Here is a 17,390-nt window from a genome sequence, read left to right as displayed (position 1 = left end):
AGTAAACGATGCGCTACTTAACCGCCGTCGTCTTTGCCTCAGCGATGGTTCTCAGTCACGCCAGCGCAGAAGCAGCAGACACGACGACGATTGACGAGATGCATCATAACGGCGGATTGACGACAGGCAGTATGACGCAAAATCCGCAAAGCCACATGTTCGATGGCATTGAGCTGACTGAACAACAGCGGCAACAGATGCGCGACCTGATGCAGCAAGCGCGCCATGAACGCCCGGTGTTAAGCGTTCAGGATATAGAAACTATGCATGACCTTGTCATTGCAGACAAATTTAACGAATCGGCTATCCGCCAGCAGGCAGAGAAACAGGCCCGCGAGCAGGTAGAACTGCAAATCGAGATGGCCCGGGTTCGTAATCAGATGTATCACCTGCTAACGCCTGCACAGCAAGCAACATTGCAGAAGAATTTTGAGCGGCGCCTGAATGAAGCGCGTCGGCTCTCCGGATTGCAGCCATCATCACCGCTGCAAGCAGTGAGTAGTACCAGCAGTAACCAGTAACATAGTATCCCTGTTTTCCTTGCCATAGACACCATCCCTGTCTTCCCCGCCATGATGGCGGGGTTTTTTTTGCCCTGGATTTGCGGGCAAACTGCATCCGTTTCGCTATCCTGTCACGCAGTCTGCACGGGACGGTGATAAACTTGAGCCATTTTCCACTGCATGGCGTGCTGCAGCGCCTGACGAGGCAAGGCATGGAACCTTCCTACGCAAAACTGGTAAACCGCGCGGCGCTGGCGGCGACCACGCTGGCAACGCTGTTGCTGATCGTGAAAATTTTCGCCTGGTGGTACACCGGTTCGGTCAGCGTGCTGGCGGCGCTGGTGGATTCGCTGGTCGATATCGCCGCGTCACTGACCAATCTGCTGGTGGTGCGCTATTCATTGCAGCCTGCCGACGACGATCACACCTTTGGTCACGGTAAAGCGGAATCGCTGGCGGCACTGGCGCAAAGCATGTTTATCTCCGGATCGGCGCTGTTTCTGTTTCTTACCGGGCTGCAGCATCTGGCCACACCGGAAACGCTGCGCGCGCCGCTGGTGGGCGTAGTCGTGACGCTGATCGCCCTCAGCTCCACGCTGGTGCTGGTCGCTTTTCAGCGCTGGGTGGTGCGGCGTACCCGCAGCCAGGCGATTCGCGCGGACATGCTGCATTATCAGTCGGATGTGGTGATGAACGGTGCCATTCTGGTGGCGCTGGGCTTAAGCAGTTATGGTTTTAAGCGAGCGGATGCGCTGTTTGCGCTCGGCATCGGCGTATATATCCTCTATAACGCGCTGCGCATGGGCTATGAAGCGGTGCAGTCGCTGCTCGATCGTGCGCTGCCGGAGCAGGAAAAACAGGCGATTATCGCGCTGGTAAGTCACTGGCCCGGCGTACGCGGTGCCCATGCGTTACGTACGCGGCAGTCTGGCCCGACGCGGTTTATTCAGCTTCATCTGGAGATGGACGATCATCTCCCGCTGGTGCAGGCGCATCAGGTGGCCGATCAAATTGAGCAGGCATTACGGCAAAAATTTCCCGGCTCGGATGTGATCATTCATCAGGACCCCTGTTCTGTTGTGCCGCAAAATCAGCAGGGTTTTTCCAGTTTTAGCAGTTAAAAATCATAGCGTTACGTAATAAAAATGACGTAACGCTAACAACTTTGTAAAAAATTAGCGAAAACTTGTCTGACCTGAATCAATTCAGCATCAAGCCTTTGATATACTATCTGCAACTATTAAGCCGTGCGATCGCGAGCTGGTCCACACCGGTCGACAGGCAGGAATAATCCTTAGTTTTGAACAATCCAGAGGTTGTCATGATCAAAAAAATCGGAGTACTGACCAGCGGCGGCGACGCCCCAGGCATGAACGCAGCCATTCGCGGAGTTGTCCGTTCCGCGCTGAGTGAAGGCCTTGAAGTTTTTGGTATCTATGACGGCTATCTGGGTTTGTACGAAGACCGCATGATCAACCTCGACCGCTACAGCGTGTCGGACATGATTAACCGCGGCGGCACCTTCCTCGGCTCGGCGCGTTTCCCGGAGTTCCGCAACGAAGAAGTGCGTCAGGTCGCGATCGAAAACATGAAAAAGCGCGGCATTGATGCGCTGGTGGTAATCGGCGGTGACGGTTCTTACATGGGTGCCAAACGCCTGACCGAAATGGGCTTCCCGTGCATCGGCCTGCCGGGCACCATCGACAATGACGTCGCCGGTACCGATTACACCATCGGTTATTTCACCGCGCTGGAAACCGTGGTTGAAGCGATTGACCGTCTGCGCGATACCTCTTCTTCGCATCAGCGTATCTCTATCGTAGAAGTGATGGGCCGCTACTGCGGTGACCTGACCTTAGCGGCGGCCATCGCCGGTGGCTGTGAGTTCATCGTGCTGCCTGAAATCCCTTACACGCGCGAAGAGCTGGTAGCAGAAATCCAGGCGGGCATTGCGAAAGGTAAAAAACACGCCATCGTGGCGATCACCGAACACATCTGTGACATCGACGATCTGGCGCACTTTATTGAAGCGGAAACCAAGCGTGAAACCCGTGCCACCGTGCTCGGCCACATCCAGCGCGGCGGTGCGCCATGCGCTTACGACCGCATTCTGGCATCACGCATGGGCGCTTATTCAATTGAGCTGCTGCTGCAGGGCTACGGCGGTCGCTGCGTGGGGATTCAGAACGAGAAGATGGTGCATCATGACATCATCGACGCTATCGAAAACATGAAGCGTCCGTTCAAGCGCGACTGGCTGGATACCGCGAAAAAACTCTACTAATCAACGATAAATCGGGCGCGATCGCTTTCGCGCCCTTTTTTATGCCTTGCTATATTCTCCATAGTTATAACAGCTTATTTTTAATTCTTTAATCCATGGATTGCTTTGTGTCAGTCTTGTTCTATAACGACCTCGGGAGAGCAAGCAATGAACAAGTGGAGTATTGGTGTCACCCTGTTACTGGCTTCAACCAGTGTTCTGGCAAAGGATATTCAGCTGTTAAACGTCTCTTACGATCCAACCCGTGAGCTGTACGAGCAGTACAACAAAGCATTTAGCGCGCACTACAAGCAGGAAACCGGCGATAACGTGGTGATCCGCCAGTCGCACGGCGGTTCGGGTAAGCAGGCGACGTCCGTGATCAATGGCATCCGCGCGGATGTGGTGACGCTGGCGCTGCAGTCCGACGTCGATGCTATTGCTGACCGTGGTCGTATCGATAAAAACTGGATCAAGCGTCTGCCGGACAACTCGGCACCTTATACTTCTACCATCGTGTTCCTGGTGCGCAAAGGCAATCCTAAAGGCATTCATGACTGGCCGGATCTGATTAAGCCAGGCGTTTCCGTGATCACGCCAAACCCGAAAACTTCCGGCGGCGCACGCTGGAACTATCTGGCGGCCTGGGGCTGGGCGCTGGACCAGAACCACGGTGACCAGGCCAAAGCGCTGGCTTACGTCCGGGCGCTGTTCAAAAACGTTGAAGTGCAGGATTCCGGTGCACGTGGCGCGACTAATACCTTCGTTGAGCGCGGTATCGGTGATGTGCTGATTGCATGGGAAAACGAAGCCTATCTGGCCGTCGATAAGCTGGGCAAAGACAAGTTTGAAATCGTTACGCCGAGCGAATCGATCCTCGCCGAACCGACGGTCTCGGTGGTCGATAAAGTGGTGGATGAGCAGGGCACGCGTAAGGTGGCGGAAGAGTATCTGAAATATCTCTACTCACCGGAAGGCCAGACCATCGCGGCGCAAAACTTCTATCGCCCGCGCGATCCTGAGGTGGCGAAGAAGTTTGCCAGCAGCTTCGCGCCGGTTAAGCTGTTCACCATCGATGACAAGTTTGGCGGCTGGAGCAAAGCGCAGAAAGCACACTTTGCCGACGGCGGCAGCTACGATCAGGTCATGAAACCGTAACCGCGTTTTCATCATGACGAAACGGTCAGCCCTGCGCTGGCCGTTTTGCTTTACGGCGTGGAAAAAGCCGTGACTTTCCGCTGGCGACAGGTGAGGATGCTGACAGCTCATCACTGAGGATCTGGCCATGCAGGCGCGCCGCCGTAGTGTTACGTTGCTGATTATCGCGTTCATCCTTCTGATTGCCGGGCTGATCGCCGGCGCGGTGCATTTACATAAAAACGCCGATGCGCTGTGGCAGATTGTCAGCGAAAAGTGCGTACCGGACATGACGCAACGCGGTAATCCCGCCCCCTGTCAGCAGGTCAATCTGGCGCAGGGTTACGTCACGCTCAAAGATCTGAATGGCCCGCTGCAATATCTGCTGATGCCGATAGCAAAAATCACCGGCATGGAGAGCCCAATCCTCCTCGAACCCACCACGCCGAACCTGTTTGCTGCCGCCTGGCAGCAGCGCCGCCTGCTGGCGCAGAAGCGCGGTGCGCCTGTCGACGACCGTGTGCTGTCGCTGGCCATCAACGCGCAGTATGGTCGTACGCAGAATCAGCTGCACATTCATATCTCCTGCCTGCGACCGGATGTGCGCCAGCAGCTGGATACGCTGGCACCGAAGCTGAATTCGCAGTGGCAGACGGCAACGCTGCTGCGGCATACCTGGCTGATTCGCACGCTGAGCACCGCCGAACTGGCGCAGCAGAGCGTGTTTATCCGGCTTGCAGAGGAGGTGCCGCATGCGCGCGGTGAGATGGGCAAATACGGGCTGGCGCTGGCCCAGCTGCCGGATGGACGCCTGGCGCTGCTGGCGCTGGAGCGCAACTGGCTCAAGCTGAATCGCGGTTCGGCGGAAGAACTGCAGGATCACCAGTGCCGTTTGCTGGAGTAAGTCGCGTCGCGACCGATCAGGCAATAAAAAAGGCGGCTCATCAGCCGCCTTTCTCTGCGTGAGAAACTTACGCGTTTTTCGCTGCTGCAGCGGCTTTGACGATCACCGCGAAAGCGTCGGCTTTCAGAGATGCACCGCCCACCAGCGCGCCATCGATGTCCGGCTGAGTGAACAGTTCTGCGGCGTTTTTGTCGTTAACCGAACCGCCGTACTGAATGATTACCTGCTCAGCGATAGCGGCATCTTTCTTCGCGATGTGGTCGCGAATGAATTTGTGTACTGCCTGCGCCTGCGCTGGGGTCGCTGATTTGCCGGTACCGATGGCCCAGACTGGCTCATAGGCGATAACCGCACCTTCGAAGGCCGCTGCGCCCTGAGTTTCCAGCACGGCGTCGATCTGACGTGCGCACACTTCTTCAGTTTTGCCGGCTTCGTTCTCGGCTTCGGTCTCACCGATGCACAGCACTGGTACCAGGCCTGCGGCCTTCAGCACGGCGAATTTCTTCGCGATGAACTCGTCGCTCTCTTTATGGTAGGTGCGGCGCTCAGAGTGGCCGATGATGATGTATTTCGCGCCGATGTCTTTCAGCATCTCGGCAGAGGTTTCACCGGTGAAAGCGCCAGACAGGTTCACGTCAACGTTCTGCGCACCCAGCGCAATGTGGCTGCCGGAAATGGCGTGTTTGGCCTGATCCAGATAGATCGCCGGCGGAGCAATCGCCACACCGCAGCCTTCCACACCGGACAGCTCTTTGCGCAGGCCTTCAATCAGCTCGCCCGCCATGTGCTTGCTGCCATTCAGTTTCCAGTTACCCATAACCAGTGGATGTCGCATTCTTTCCTCCGCATAACGCGATTCATGAAATAGCGCTGCCATCGGGGCAGCGATGTCTGCCAGACAGTATAGAGATCAAATGGGGCGCTGGCTTTGCTTTTCGTCATTTTTGCCGGGGAGATCAGGGGCTAGCGAGCGCCAGTTTGATGGGCTCAACGGCGAAGGTCAGCCCTTTGTCGCCGTTGTCTGCGACCACGAAGCGCAGTGCACCTTCGGTGCGGGAGAAATAGCGTGCACCCTTGCCGGCGCTGAGCAGGCCGTCGAGCTTCTTGTGTCCCTCTTCCGCTGACAAACCGGGCACAAAAAAGCGCAGTAGCGCAGTCATGTAATCCATGGCGCGCGTCTGTGCCGCTTTCATATCCGGGCCCGGCACCGGCAGCCAGGTAATCTGCAGCGTTTTAATCTTGCCGGTGCCCTGTTCCAGCGCGGTAGAGGCATACAGCGTTTCGCTGATTTTGCTGGCGGCACGAGTCAGGTGGCTCTTGTCATCGCGGTTGTCGATGGCGCGATACTCCTGCAGCGGCAGGTCAGGATTGGCAGCGTTGTACTTTTCGCGGAACTGCGCGATGGTCATATCAAAGGTGGGCGCACCCGCCAGCAGATACGGCACCGCAGGCAGGTGATCGTTGCGATCCTGCGCGGGCGCGTCCTCCGCCCAGGCGGGAAATGTCAGTGCGACGCTGAGCAGCAGCGCGACTGGCAGATTCTTCATTGCTTCGGCCCTAAATCATTCACTTAGCCCACGATTAGAACGGTTTTTACCGCTGAAAGTCAAAACCCGCGCCGGGAAAAATCTGACATTTTGCTGCCGGCACGATTACCAGTAATGCTCGCTGGTCATGTGGCCGGGTTTACGTTTGAAATGCTTACGCATATCGCGGGTCTCTTTCAGCAATTGCTGGGTATCGCGCACCATCTGCGGATTACCGCACAGCATCACGTGGCTGGTATCGGCGAGCATCGGCAGGCCCACGGCATTTTCCAGTTCTCCGCTCTCGATCAGCTGCGGTACGCGGCCATGCAGTGAACCGGGCATCTGTTCGCGGCTGACCACCGTTTGAATGTGCAGTTTGCCCTGATAACGCTGCTGTAGCTGCTGCATCAGCGGCAGAAAACTCAGGTCGGCGGCATAGCGCGCAGCGTGCACCAGCACAATGTTGTCGAAGCGCTCCAGCCCTTCGCCCTGTTGCAAAATCGACAGATACGGGCCGATCGCCGTGCCGGTCGCCAGCATCCACAGCGTCTGGCAGTCGGGGATCTCATCCAGCACAAAGAAACCGGCCGCCTCTTTGGTCACCATCACCCGATCGCCGGGCTGCAGCGCCTGCAAACTCGGGCTGAGCTTCCCTTCCGGCACCGTTACCAGATAGAACTCCAGCAGCGGATCCTGCGGCGCGTTGACGTAGGAGTAGGCGCGCTGCACGCGCTCGCCGTCGACTTCCAGCGCCAGCTTGGCAAACTGGCCGGCGGTAAAAGAGTCGATGGGCGCCGTGACGCGCAGGCTGAACAGTGCATCGGTCCAGTTTTTCACTTCTTTAACTTCTGCATTGACCCACTCTGCCATGTTCGCTCCTGATGATTGATAATTGGTCTCTTTCTATCTTCGTCAGCCCGGCACCAGATTTCCAGCCCCGCAGCGGGTAAAGGGCTCTCTGCGACAAATCGTCCGCACACATCAGCAACTGTAGCGGCCACGTTACAGCCTGGTACAGAAGCTTGACGGTGCCTGAGCTATCGCTTTACGCCCGCCTCTCGCTTTGTGCGCAATTCCTGATATTTTTGCCGCCATAACTCTCCGGCAGCCCTTTTTAGTGCTGTCATTACTTTGTTTCTCAGGCAGACATTTTGTTCCATGATGATGAGTAATACGCAAAACCGCTTCCTGCTGTTCATGCTGATCGTGCTGGTGGCGGTCGGGCAGATGGCGCAGACCATCTATGTGCCCGCCATGGCGAATATGGCAGAGGCGCTTAACGTACGCAGCGGCGCTATGCAGCAGGTGATGGCGGCCTATCTGATGACCTACGGCGGATCGCAGCTGATCTACGGGCCGCTGTCGGACAGCATTGGCCGGCGTCCGGTGATCCTCGCGGGCATGACGATCTTCGCGGCGGGCGCGCTGATCGCCCTGTTTGCGCCGTCGCTGAGTGTGCTGGTGCTGGGCAGTGCGGTGCAGGGACTGGGTACCGGCGTGGCTGGCGTGATGGCGCGCACCATGCCGCGCGATCTTTACTCCGGCATTGCGCTGCGCCAGGCCAACAGCCTGCTCAACATGGGCATTCTGGTCAGCCCGCTGCTGGCGCCGGTAATCGGCGCGCTGCTGACCCATCTGTTTGGCTGGCACGCCTGCTTTGCTTTCCTGCTGCTGCTGTGTGTTGGCGTAACGGCGGCAATGGCCCGCTGGCTCCCGGAGACCCGTCCGGTGGATGCGCCCGCGACACCGTTTCTGCGCCGCTACATCACGCTGCTCAGCGACGGCAACTTTGTGCGCTATCTGCTACTGCTGATCGGCGCGCTGGCGGGCATTGCGGTATTTGAGGCCAGCTGTGGCGTACTGATGGCGGGCGTGCTGGGGCTGGACGGGCTGACGGTGAGTATTTTGTTCATCCTGCCGATTCCGGCGGCCTTTTTCGGCGCCTGGTTTGCCGGCCGCGAGCAGAAATCCTGGCATACGCTGATGTGGTATGGCGTGAACAGCTGCCTGCTGGCGGGCCTGCTGATGTGGCTGCCGGCGTGGTTTGGCGTGATGACTATCTGGACGCTGCTGGTACCGGCCGCGCTGTTCTTCTTCGGCGCGGGCATGCTGTTTCCACTGGCAACTTCTGGCGCGATGGAGCCCTACGCGTGGCTGGCCGGCAGTGCCGGTGCGCTGATTGGGGGGCTGCAGAATCTGGGTTCCGGCGTGGTGGCGTGGCTCTCAGCGCTGCTGCCGCAGCACGATCAGTCGAGCCTCGGCATGCTGATGTTTGTGACGTCGCTGGTGATGCTGCTGTGCTGGTGGCCGCTCTCGCGTCATCCGGAGAGCGGCAAACAGACGGTTACAGGATAAAAGGGTGCAGCGCCGCGTCTTTGCGGTCCAGATAGTGGATCGACTGAATGCGGCGAATGGTGCGCGATTTACCGCGCACCAGCAGCGTTTCGCTGGTGGCGATATTGCCCTGGCGCGTGATGCCCTTTAGCAGATCGCCCGTGGTGATGCCGGTCGCCGCGAAAATCACGTTATCGTTACGCGCCATCTGTTGCAGCGTCAGCACTTCCCCGGCGTTGATACCCATTTCGGCACAGCGCGCCAGCTCCTGCTCACCCAGACGGCGGTTTTCGGCCGAATCTCCTTTGACCTGATGACGAGCCAGCAGGCGCGCCTGGATGTCGCCATCCATGGCGCGGATCACCGCCGCCGACACCACGCCTTCTGGCGCACCGCCGATGCCATACAGCACGTCCACTTCGCTGTCCGGCATACAGGTAAGAATCGAGGCCGCCACGTCGCCGTCCGGGAAAGCAAACACGCGCACGCCCAGCTGCTGCAGCTGCGCGATGACCGCATCGTGACGCGGTTTGGCGAGAATCGACACCGTCAGCTGGCTGAGCGGTTTATTGAGTGCCTGCGCAATCGCCTGCAGATTGGTGGCGAGCGGCTGGTTGAGATCGATAGCGCCGCGCGCGCCCGGACCGACAATCAGCTTTTCCATATACATATCAGGTGCGTGCAGGAAGCTGCCTTTATCGCCCACCGCCAGCACCGCCAGCGCGTTGGCCTGGCCCATCGCAGTCATGCGCGTGCCTTCGATAGGATCAACTGCAATGTCCACCGCATCGCCGTGGCCGGTACCGACTTTTTCACCAATGTAGAGCATCGGTGCTTCGTCGATTTCGCCTTCGCCAATCACGATCTGGCCGTCGATATTGATGGTGTTGAGCATAATGCGCATGGCGTTGACGGCGGCGCCGTCGGCGGCATTCTTGTCGCCGCGTCCTAACCAGTGATAGCCCGCTAACGCAGCGGCTTCGGTCACACGGGAAAATTCAATCGCGAGTTCTCGTTTCATGGTCTGCACCTGACAAAAAACAGGCGGGCAGTGTAGCACAGCGGGGCAGGGGGACGGGAAAAACCCGCGGCAGGGCGCCGCGGGTCAGCACAGTGTTACTCTTCTTCTTCCCACGCCTGGGCGCGCGCCACGGCTTTTTTCCAGCCGGCATAGCGCACGTTGCGTTCGGTGGTTTCAATGCTTGGACGGAACTCGCGTTCCACTACAGCTTTAGCACGAACTTCTTCCAGATCGTTCCAGAAGCCGACCGCCAGACCGGCGAGGTAAGCCGCACCCAGCGCAGTCACTTCGCGCACTTCCGGACGCTCCACGCGCGTGCCGAGAATATCGGACTGGAACTGCATCAGGAAGTTGTTGGCCACCGCACCGCCATCCACGCGCAGCGACTGCAGGCGGGTATCGGCATCGTTCTGCATCGCTTCCAGCACATCACGCGTCTGGTAAGCGATGGACTCCAGCGTGGCGCGAATGATGTGGTTGGCATTGGCACCACGGGTCAGGCCGAAGATTGCGCCGCGCGCATACGGGTCCCAGTACGGTGCGCCGAGACCGGTAAAGGCCGGCACCATGTACACGCCATTGGTGTCTTTGACTTTCATCGCGAAGTATTCGGAGTCGCCCGCATCGCTGATCAGCTTCATCTCATCGCGCAGCCACTGAATGGACGCACCACCGATGAACACGGCACCTTCCAGCGCGTAGTTCACCTCGCCGCGTGGACCGCAGGCGATGGTGGTCAGCAGACCGTGAGTAGAAGTAACCGCTTCGGTACCGGTGTTCATCAGCATAAAGCAGCCGGTGCCGTAGGTGTTTTTCGCCATACCAGGCTGCACACACAGCTGGCCATACAGCGCAGCCTGCTGGTCACCGGCGATACCGGCGATAGGAATACGCGTACCGCCCTTACCACCAATGTTGGTCTGGCCGTAGATTTCGGACGATCCTTTCACTTCCGGCAGCATTTCACGCGGAATATCCAGAATCTCCAGCATGCGCGCATCCCACTCCAGCTTGTGGATGTTGTACATCATGGTACGCGATGCGTTGGTGTGATCGGTGATGTGCACACGGCCCTGGGTCATTTTCCACACCAGCCAGGTGTCGACGGTGCCAAACAGCAGTTCGCCGCGTTTTGCCCGCTCGCGCGCGCCTTCCACATGGTCGAGAATCCACTTCACCTTGGTGCCGGAGAAGTACGGGTTAATCACCAGACCGGTGGTGTGCTGGATGTACTCTTCCAGACCCTCTTTCTTCAGCTTGTTACAGTAGTCGGCGGTACGCGGATCCTGCCAGACGATGGCGTTGTAAATTGGTTTGCCGGTCTCTTTGTCCCAGACAATCGCGGTTTCACGCTGGTTGGTGATACCGATGGCGGCGATCTGGTCAGAACGGATATCAGCGTGTGCCAGCACTTCCACTAGCGTGGAGCTCTGTGAGGCCCAGATGTCCATCGGATCGTGTTCAACCCAGCCGGCTTTCGGGTAGATCTGGGTGAATTCGCGCTGTGAGACGGCGACGATGTTGGCGTCATGATCGAGCACCACGGCACGTGAGCTGGTTGTGCCCTGATCGAGCGCGACAATATATTTTTTATCAGTCGTAGTCATTATGGTTTCCTGATGATTAACGATGAAACTTACGCTTTACGCTGCTCAGCGCGCGCGACCGGTTTTTCTGTTTTACTGGTTTCTGCAAGGTTGCCCGGCAGGTGACGGCCAATCAGCGCACGGTAACCGAAGGCACCGAGGCAGGCACCGACCAGCGGGCCAAAAATTGGCACCAGGAAGTAAGGAATATCTTTACCACCAGTGAACGCCACGTTACCCCAGCCCGCGAAGAAGGCGAACAGCTTCGGACCGAAGTCACGCGCCGGGTTCAGGGCGAAGCCGGTCAGCGGACCCATGGAACCGCCAATCACCGCCACCAGCAGACCAATCAGCAGCGGCGCCAGCGGGCCACGCGGTACGCCGTTGCCGTCGTCGGTCAGCGCCATGATCACCGCCATCAGCACGGCGGTAATTACCATTTCCACCAGGAACGCCTGCGCCACGGTGATGTGCGGGTTCGGATAGGTGGAGAAGATACCGGCCAGATCGAGGCTTTGCACGCTGCCGCGTACCATCTGGTGGCTGGCTTCGTAATCAAAGAACAGATTGTAGTAAAGACCGTAGACCAGCGCCGCCGCACAGAACGCGCCAGCGATTTGCGACACAATATAAGGTAAAACTTTGCGGCCTTCGAAGTTGGCGAACAGGCACAGGGCAACCGTGACTGCCGGATTGAGGTGAGCGCCGGATACGCCTGCGCTCAGATAAACCGCCATGGAGACAGCAAGACCCCAGATGATACAAATTTCCCACTGGCCGAATGCGGCACCGGCCAGCTTCAGCGCCGCCACACAGCCGGCACCAAAAAAGATGATCAAACCGGTACCGAGAAACTCGGCGATGCACTGACCTTTGAGTGTGTTCGTTGTCTGACTCATAATGGAATTCCTGAAGCGAGGTTAAATTTTATCAGTTTTTGTTCTCAATCCTTGAGTCGCCCAGCTCTAATGTAGGGTTGATGTGAATTTATCGTTAACGAGCATAAACGAGAAATAGCGAAATCGAATTTTGTGTGCCGTGTCATAAAAATGCGCGTTTTCGCGTCTTTTGCCTGTGTTTAGGGCCAAAAACCCCCGCTGCGCTGCACCCTGCGCGTGTGACCGCGCGCAAAATGCGCGAAGTTGCGCGTTTTCCAGGTATAAACTGAAAAGTGTTACAGACTTCCCTCGCAGGCCTTGTGCTGCTGGACTTGCCGGGTGTGGCTACATACAATCGGGACATCGTGGCTGGACGCACTATTTTAAGGCACGCCCGGTCTATCAACGCCTTGCACGATTTAGGAGAGGTCAGAAAGATGTCATTTGAAGTATTCGAGAAACTGGAAGCGAAAGTACAGCAGGCGATTGATACCATCACCCTGCTGCAGATGGAAATTGAAGAGCTGAAAGAGCAGAACAATAACCTGAAAAATGAAATGAGCCAGGCATCCGGCAATCACGAAGCGCTGGCGCGTGAAAATCAGCATCTGAAAGAAGAGCAGCATGTATGGCAGGAGCGCCTGCGTGCACTGCTGGGAAAAATGGAAGAAGTTTAAGCCTTAGCGCTTAAACCAACGGGTGCCGCGGCACCCGTTTTTGTTTGTCGCTTACTCGATGTCGAGTGCGTCTTCAGACAGGATCATGCCGGTGTTGTCGGCGTAGAGATGATCGCCGGAGAAGAAGGTGACGCCGCCGAAGTTAACCCGCACGTCGCTCTCGCCGATGCCTTCGCCTGCGGCGCCAGCCGGAATGGCCGCAATCGCCTGAATGCCGATCTCCAGCTCTTCCAGTTCATCGACCTGGCGAACCGAGCCGTACACTACGATGCCTTCCCACTCGTTTTGCGCCGCCAGTCTTGCTAACTGTGCGTCAACCAGCGCGCGCCGCACTGAGCCGCCGCCATCGACCAGCAGCACGCGACCGCGACCGTTCTCTTCGAGCAGGTCATACAGCAGGCCGTTGTCTTCGAAACATTTCACTGTGGTAATTTGACCACCGAATGAGGTGCGCCCACCAAAGTTCGAAAAAAGCGGTTCAACAACGTTCACTTCTTCATGGTAGATGTCGCAGAGTTCAGATGTATCGTATTTCATAGGGATGTCGTCTGTTTGCCACAGGAGCGGTAAGTATATCGCTATCTGACGATTGTTGGCAAAATCATCAACCGCCAAAAAAAGCGCTGCATCAATATCCTGCGTAATATTTTGTCTGCGGCAGAGAGAACAGCGGCGCGTGGCGACAGCGCCGCAGGGGAAGCGTTACACGGCGGGCTTCTTGAAGGCCTGCTTGTGCGAGATACGGGAAATCAGCTCGGTCAGCGACAGCACCATGGTGGATCGCACCATCTGCAGGTAGCGCTGCTGCTGCATGGCGCGCAGCGCGGCGTCGTCGCGGGTGAAATCGGGTTGCGGCGGCCAGGCCAGCACGCAGTGCAGTTCGCCGAACGGGCCGAGTATTTCATCGTCGGTAAAGCGGTAGTCGCTGGTGTCGTGATTCAGCTCCTCACGCAGCGCCAGCAGCAGCTCGCAGTCTTCGTATTCGTGGCGATTGATCACCCCCAGGCCGTAGATAAGCTTCAGGCGTACCGAGAGCTCGCCCAGCGGGCCGTCGCCCAGCAGCAGCGGTTCCACCGCATATTTCACCGCGTAGTCATCTTTGCGAAAGACCTGCAGCACCAGCAGATTGACTGCTTCCGCCAGCAGTTCGACAGCGGCGATCAGGAAGCTTCTCACCGAACGACCGGCGTTCAGCCGCTCAAGCACCCGGTTTTCAAAAGCCTGCTTCTCTTCCATTATTGCCTGCATCATTCAGCTACCGTCGACGGGCACGCGGCTGCCGTGCCCGAATTGACCACTAAAGGGCGCGCATTATGCCATAGCGTGGTAAGCGCTCACCACTGAGCTCACCACTTCGCTATTGGCATCAAGGCCAGAAATCTCCGCCAGCGCCGCCTGTGGGCCTTTCTGCGCGATCAGCGACGCCAGCTCCTGCGCCTGCGGATCGGCTTCGCTGCGATAGTGCATCGCGGCGGCAATGCCTTGCACCAGGCTGGCGTGCGGCAGCTGATACTCCAGCGTGCCCAGCGTCGGCTTGATCAGGCGATCGCCGGCGCTCAGCTTGCGCAGCGGCTGACGGCCCACGCGCTCGACGTCATCTTTCAGGTACGGGTTTTCGAAACGCGTCAGGATTTTCTGGATATACGCGGCATGTTTCTCCGCATCAAAACCATAACGCTTGATCAGCACCGCGCCGCTCTCCTGCATCGCGCCCTGCACCACGGCACGTACTTTCTGGTCAAGAATGGCTTCGCGAATGGTGGCGTGACCGGCCAGCTGGCCAAGATAAGCGGTAATGGCGTGGCCGGTGTTGAGGGTAAACAGCTTGCGCTCGACGAATGCCATCAGGTTATCGGTCAGCTCCATGCCAGGAATGTCCGGCAGCGCGCCTTTAAACTGGGTTTTGTCGACGATCCACTCGCTGAAGGTTTCTACGGTAACTTCCAGCGGATCGGTGCTGCCGGCTTCAGATGGCGGCACGATGCGGTCAACTGCCGAATCAACAAAGCCAACATGCTCTTCAATCCACGCATGATACTGCGGCGGCAGCGCCTTCAGTACGTGCTGCTTCAGCTGGCTGGTGCCGCGCACCATGTTTTCACAGGCGATGATATTCAGCGGACGGACATTACCGTTGTCACTGCGTTTGGCCAGACCCTGCGCCACGCTGCCCGCGATGCGCTCAAGGATCTGCGGACCAACCGCCGTGGTAACGATATCAACCTCAGCAATCAGCGTGACGATGTCGTCGCTGGTGCTGTTCACCGCGCTGACGCCGGTAACGATTTCAACCTGCGCCTGCTCGCCCACCACGTGAACCGGATACTCATGACGGGCGTTAAGGGCATCAAGCACCACCAGATTCACATCAGCAAACACCAGTTCGATACCGGCATCCGCCAGCAGCTTACCGATAAATCCACGGCCGATGTTACCTGCTCCAAAATGTAACGCTTTCATAAATTTGACCCATATCAAATGACGAAAGGGCGGGCATGTCCGCCCCGGAAAGTGGGGACGGGCTTGCCCGCCCCAGGGAAGTTAAAACCGCGAATTACGCGTTGGCAGTGCTGCCAGACAGCAGATCCAGCACGTCCTGCACGCTGGTGGTGTTCGCCAGCTTCTCGATTACGCTGTCGTCGTCGAGCGCATTGGTCAGGCTGGTGATCACCTGAATGTGTTCGTTATTGCGTGCGGCAATACCAATCACCAGTCGCGCGACTTCGTCCGGCTCATCGCCAAACTGCACGCCGGCCGGATACTGGCAGAATACCACGCCGGTTTTCAGCACGCGGTCTTTGGCTTCGACGGTGCCGTGCGGCACAGCGATGGATTCACCGAGGTAGGTTGGCGTCAGCTGCTCGCGCGCCAGCATCGCTTCAACATATTCCGGCTGCACGTAGCCGCCTTTCACCAGCTGCTCGCCGGCAAAGCGAATCGCCTGCTCTTTATTGCTGGCGCTCAGGCCGAGGAACACGTTATCAGCGCCCAGTTTGAACAGGTGCGCGCTGCCGTCGTCATAGCTGTCTGCCAGCGCGGTCTGCACCGTTTCACGGTGGGCTTCGCTGCGGTTCGCCGCCACCAGACGCTCGGTAAGGTTGGTGTACAGCGCGCTGTCGAGGAAGTTGTTCAGCGAGATGTGCTGCGCCTGTGGCGCCTGACGCATCGCACGTTCGGTCAGATCGCGGTGAGTAATCACCAGATCGACATCGCCCGGCAGCGAGTTAATCGCGCTGTTGGTCACAGAGATATTGCTCAGGCCCGCATCCTGCACCTTCTTGCGCAGCACGCCTGCGCCCATCGCGCTGGAGCCCATACCGGCATCACAGGCGACGATGATTTTGCGCACGTGGCTGACGTCAACGCTGCTGGCATCGGCTACCACCGGTGAACGGGCAACGGCCTGGCCTTTTGACTGCGCTTTCATGTCTTTCATGCGCTGGGTTGCCGCTTCGATGTCGTCTTCTTCTTTTACTTTGCTGGTTTTCAGCAGAATCGAGGAGACCACGAAGGAGACGGCGAAAGCCGCAACGATAGCCGCGATGTTAGCGAAGTAAGCGCCTTTTGGCGTCATCGCCAGCACGGCCAGAATCGAACCTGGTGAGGCCGGTGATACCAGACCGCCGTTCAGCAGCGTCAGGGTGAACACACCGGTCATACCGCCGAGGATTACTGCCAGCAGCAGGCGCGGCGCCATCAGCACGTACGGGAAGTAGATTTCGTGGATACCGCCAAGGAAGTGGATGATCGCTGCACCGCCCGCCGACTGCTTGGCGCTGCCGCGGCCGAAGATCATATAAGCAACCAGCACGCCCATACCCGGACCCGGGTTCGCTTCAATCAGGAAGAAGATCGATTTGCCCGCTTCGCTGGCCTGCTGGATACCCAGCGGCGAGAAGATACCGTGGTTGATGGCGTTATTGAGGAACAGGATTTTCGCCGGTTCAACAAAGATTGAGGTCAGCGGCAGCAGGTTGTTCTGCACCATCAGGTTTACGCCGGCGGCGAGAATGTGCGACAGACCTTCTACCAGCGGACCGATAGCGAGGAAGGCCAGCAGCGCCAGCAGCATACCGATAATACCAGCCGAGAAGTTGTTAACCAGCATCTCGAAGCCGCTTTTGATTTTGCCGTCAACCGCGCGGTCAAACGACTTGATCGCCCAGCCGCCCAGCGGACCGGCAATCATCGAGCCAAGGAACATCGGCATATCGGCACCGACGATCACGCCCATGGTGGTGATGGCACCGACCACGCCGCCGCGATCGCCACCCACCAGACGACCACCGGTGAAGCCGATGAGCAACGGCAGCAGGTAGGTAATCATCGGGCCGACCAGTTTGGCCAGCGTTTCGTTAGGAATCCATCCGGTTGGAATGAACAGTGCTGTGATGATACCCCAGGCGATAAACGCACCGATGTTTGGCATCACCATATTACTCAGAAAGCGACCAAAGCTCTGAACCTTGACCTTGACTGATGAGGACATAAACCCACCCCTTATTGAGACGCGCTGCAATAAGAGAGCGCGTTTGTTTTTGTTAAGACGTTACGGCGG

The 17,390-nt window shown here is 57.9% G+C and carries 17 protein-coding genes; 7 read left to right on the top strand and 10 right to left on the bottom strand.

Annotated features, from left to right (window positions below):
• The first annotated feature begins 8 nt into the window (after positions 1–8).
• The 5 genes from cpxP to C1N60_RS19330 all read left to right on the top strand — a co-directional run bounded on the left by cpxP (position 9) and on the right by C1N60_RS19330 (position 4,807).
• On the top strand, positions 9–521 hold the full coding sequence (cpxP, locus tag C1N60_RS19350; RefSeq protein WP_021507049.1) for a cell-envelope stress modulator CpxP: 513 nt from the start codon (positions 9–11) through the stop codon (positions 519–521).
• A gap of 194 nt (positions 522–715) precedes the next feature.
• Positions 716–1,624, top strand: a complete 909-nt coding sequence (gene fieF, locus C1N60_RS19345; protein ID WP_394521209.1) for a CDF family cation-efflux transporter FieF — start codon at positions 716–718, stop codon at positions 1,622–1,624.
• Between the two features lie 200 nt (positions 1,625–1,824).
• Positions 1,825–2,787: a 6-phosphofructokinase gene (gene pfkA, locus C1N60_RS19340; RefSeq protein ID WP_021507047.1), complete on the top strand. Its 963-nt coding sequence runs from the start codon at positions 1,825–1,827 to the stop codon at positions 2,785–2,787.
• Positions 2,788–2,934: 147 nt separating this feature from the next.
• Entirely contained in the window at positions 2,935–3,924 is a 990-nt protein-coding gene (locus C1N60_RS19335) for a sulfate ABC transporter substrate-binding protein (RefSeq protein WP_021507046.1), read from the top strand.
• Positions 3,925–4,051: 127 nt separating this feature from the next.
• On the top strand, positions 4,052–4,807 hold the full coding sequence (locus C1N60_RS19330; protein ID WP_211727022.1) for a CDP-diacylglycerol diphosphatase: 756 nt from the start codon (positions 4,052–4,054) through the stop codon (positions 4,805–4,807).
• A gap of 67 nt (positions 4,808–4,874) precedes the next feature.
• On the opposite strand, the gene tpiA is transcribed toward C1N60_RS19330, so the two are convergent.
• The 3 genes from tpiA to fpr all read right to left on the bottom strand — a co-directional run bounded on the left by tpiA (position 4,875) and on the right by fpr (position 7,206).
• Positions 4,875–5,642, bottom strand: a complete 768-nt coding sequence (gene tpiA / locus C1N60_RS19325) for a triose-phosphate isomerase (protein ID WP_031279624.1) — start codon at positions 5,640–5,642, stop codon at positions 4,875–4,877.
• 121 nt (positions 5,643–5,763) lie between these two features.
• Positions 5,764–6,354 carry a YiiQ family protein gene (locus C1N60_RS19320; protein WP_394521208.1) on the bottom strand — a complete coding sequence of 197 codons (591 nt, stop codon included), beginning with the start codon at positions 6,352–6,354 and terminating at the stop codon, positions 5,764–5,766.
• 105 nt (positions 6,355–6,459) lie between these two features.
• Complete coding sequence (gene fpr / locus C1N60_RS19315; RefSeq protein WP_394521207.1) at positions 6,460–7,206, bottom strand: ferredoxin--NADP(+) reductase; 747 nt, start codon at positions 7,204–7,206, stop codon at positions 6,460–6,462.
• Positions 7,207–7,497: 291 nt separating this feature from the next.
• Between fpr and emrD the strand changes: the two genes are divergently transcribed.
• Entirely contained in the window at positions 7,498–8,691 is a 1,194-nt protein-coding gene (gene emrD / locus C1N60_RS19310) for a multidrug efflux MFS transporter EmrD (protein ID WP_275044624.1), read from the top strand.
• On the opposite strand, the gene glpX is transcribed toward emrD, so the two are convergent.
• From glpX to C1N60_RS19295, 3 genes are all read right to left on the bottom strand, one after another.
• The gene (glpX, locus tag C1N60_RS19305) at positions 8,681–9,691 is read right to left on the bottom strand and encodes a class II fructose-bisphosphatase (RefSeq protein ID WP_394521206.1); all 1,011 of its coding nucleotides are present in this window, start codon (positions 9,689–9,691) and stop codon (positions 8,681–8,683) included. The genes emrD and glpX overlap by 11 nt on opposite strands.
• A gap of 95 nt (positions 9,692–9,786) precedes the next feature.
• Positions 9,787–11,298 carry a glycerol kinase GlpK gene (glpK, locus tag C1N60_RS19300; RefSeq protein ID WP_021507040.1) on the bottom strand — a complete coding sequence of 504 codons (1,512 nt, stop codon included), beginning with the start codon at positions 11,296–11,298 and terminating at the stop codon, positions 9,787–9,789.
• 29 nt (positions 11,299–11,327) lie between these two features.
• Positions 11,328–12,176, bottom strand: coding sequence for an MIP/aquaporin family protein (locus C1N60_RS19295; RefSeq protein ID WP_021507039.1), 849 nt, complete (start codon positions 12,174–12,176; stop codon positions 11,328–11,330).
• A gap of 416 nt (positions 12,177–12,592) precedes the next feature.
• Here C1N60_RS19295 and zapB point away from each other — a divergent pair, with 416 nt between their 5' ends.
• Positions 12,593–12,832, top strand: coding sequence for a cell division protein ZapB (zapB, locus tag C1N60_RS19290; RefSeq protein WP_021507038.1), 240 nt, complete (start codon positions 12,593–12,595; stop codon positions 12,830–12,832).
• Between the two features lie 51 nt (positions 12,833–12,883).
• On the opposite strand, the gene rraA is transcribed toward zapB, so the two are convergent.
• From rraA to C1N60_RS19270, 4 genes are all read right to left on the bottom strand, one after another.
• Positions 12,884–13,369 carry a ribonuclease E activity regulator RraA gene (gene rraA, locus C1N60_RS19285; protein WP_021507037.1) on the bottom strand — a complete coding sequence of 162 codons (486 nt, stop codon included), beginning with the start codon at positions 13,367–13,369 and terminating at the stop codon, positions 12,884–12,886.
• Positions 13,370–13,534: 165 nt separating this feature from the next.
• Complete coding sequence (mtlR, locus tag C1N60_RS19280; protein ID WP_193717991.1) at positions 13,535–14,083, bottom strand: mannitol operon repressor MtlR; 549 nt, start codon at positions 14,081–14,083, stop codon at positions 13,535–13,537.
• Between the two features lie 60 nt (positions 14,084–14,143).
• Positions 14,144–15,292, bottom strand: coding sequence for a mannitol-1-phosphate 5-dehydrogenase (mtlD, locus tag C1N60_RS19275; RefSeq protein WP_058781656.1), 1,149 nt, complete (start codon positions 15,290–15,292; stop codon positions 14,144–14,146).
• A 94-nt stretch (positions 15,293–15,386) separates the two neighbouring features.
• Entirely contained in the window at positions 15,387–17,321 is a 1,935-nt protein-coding gene (locus tag C1N60_RS19270) for a PTS mannitol transporter subunit IICBA (RefSeq protein WP_058781655.1), read from the bottom strand.
• Positions 17,322–17,390 lie beyond the last annotated feature (69 nt).

It is taken from the genome of Pantoea sp. SGAir0184 (assembly GCF_043544755.1).
Note: the sequence above shows the minus strand (reverse complement) of the source record. Positions and strands in the feature narration are given on the sequence as shown.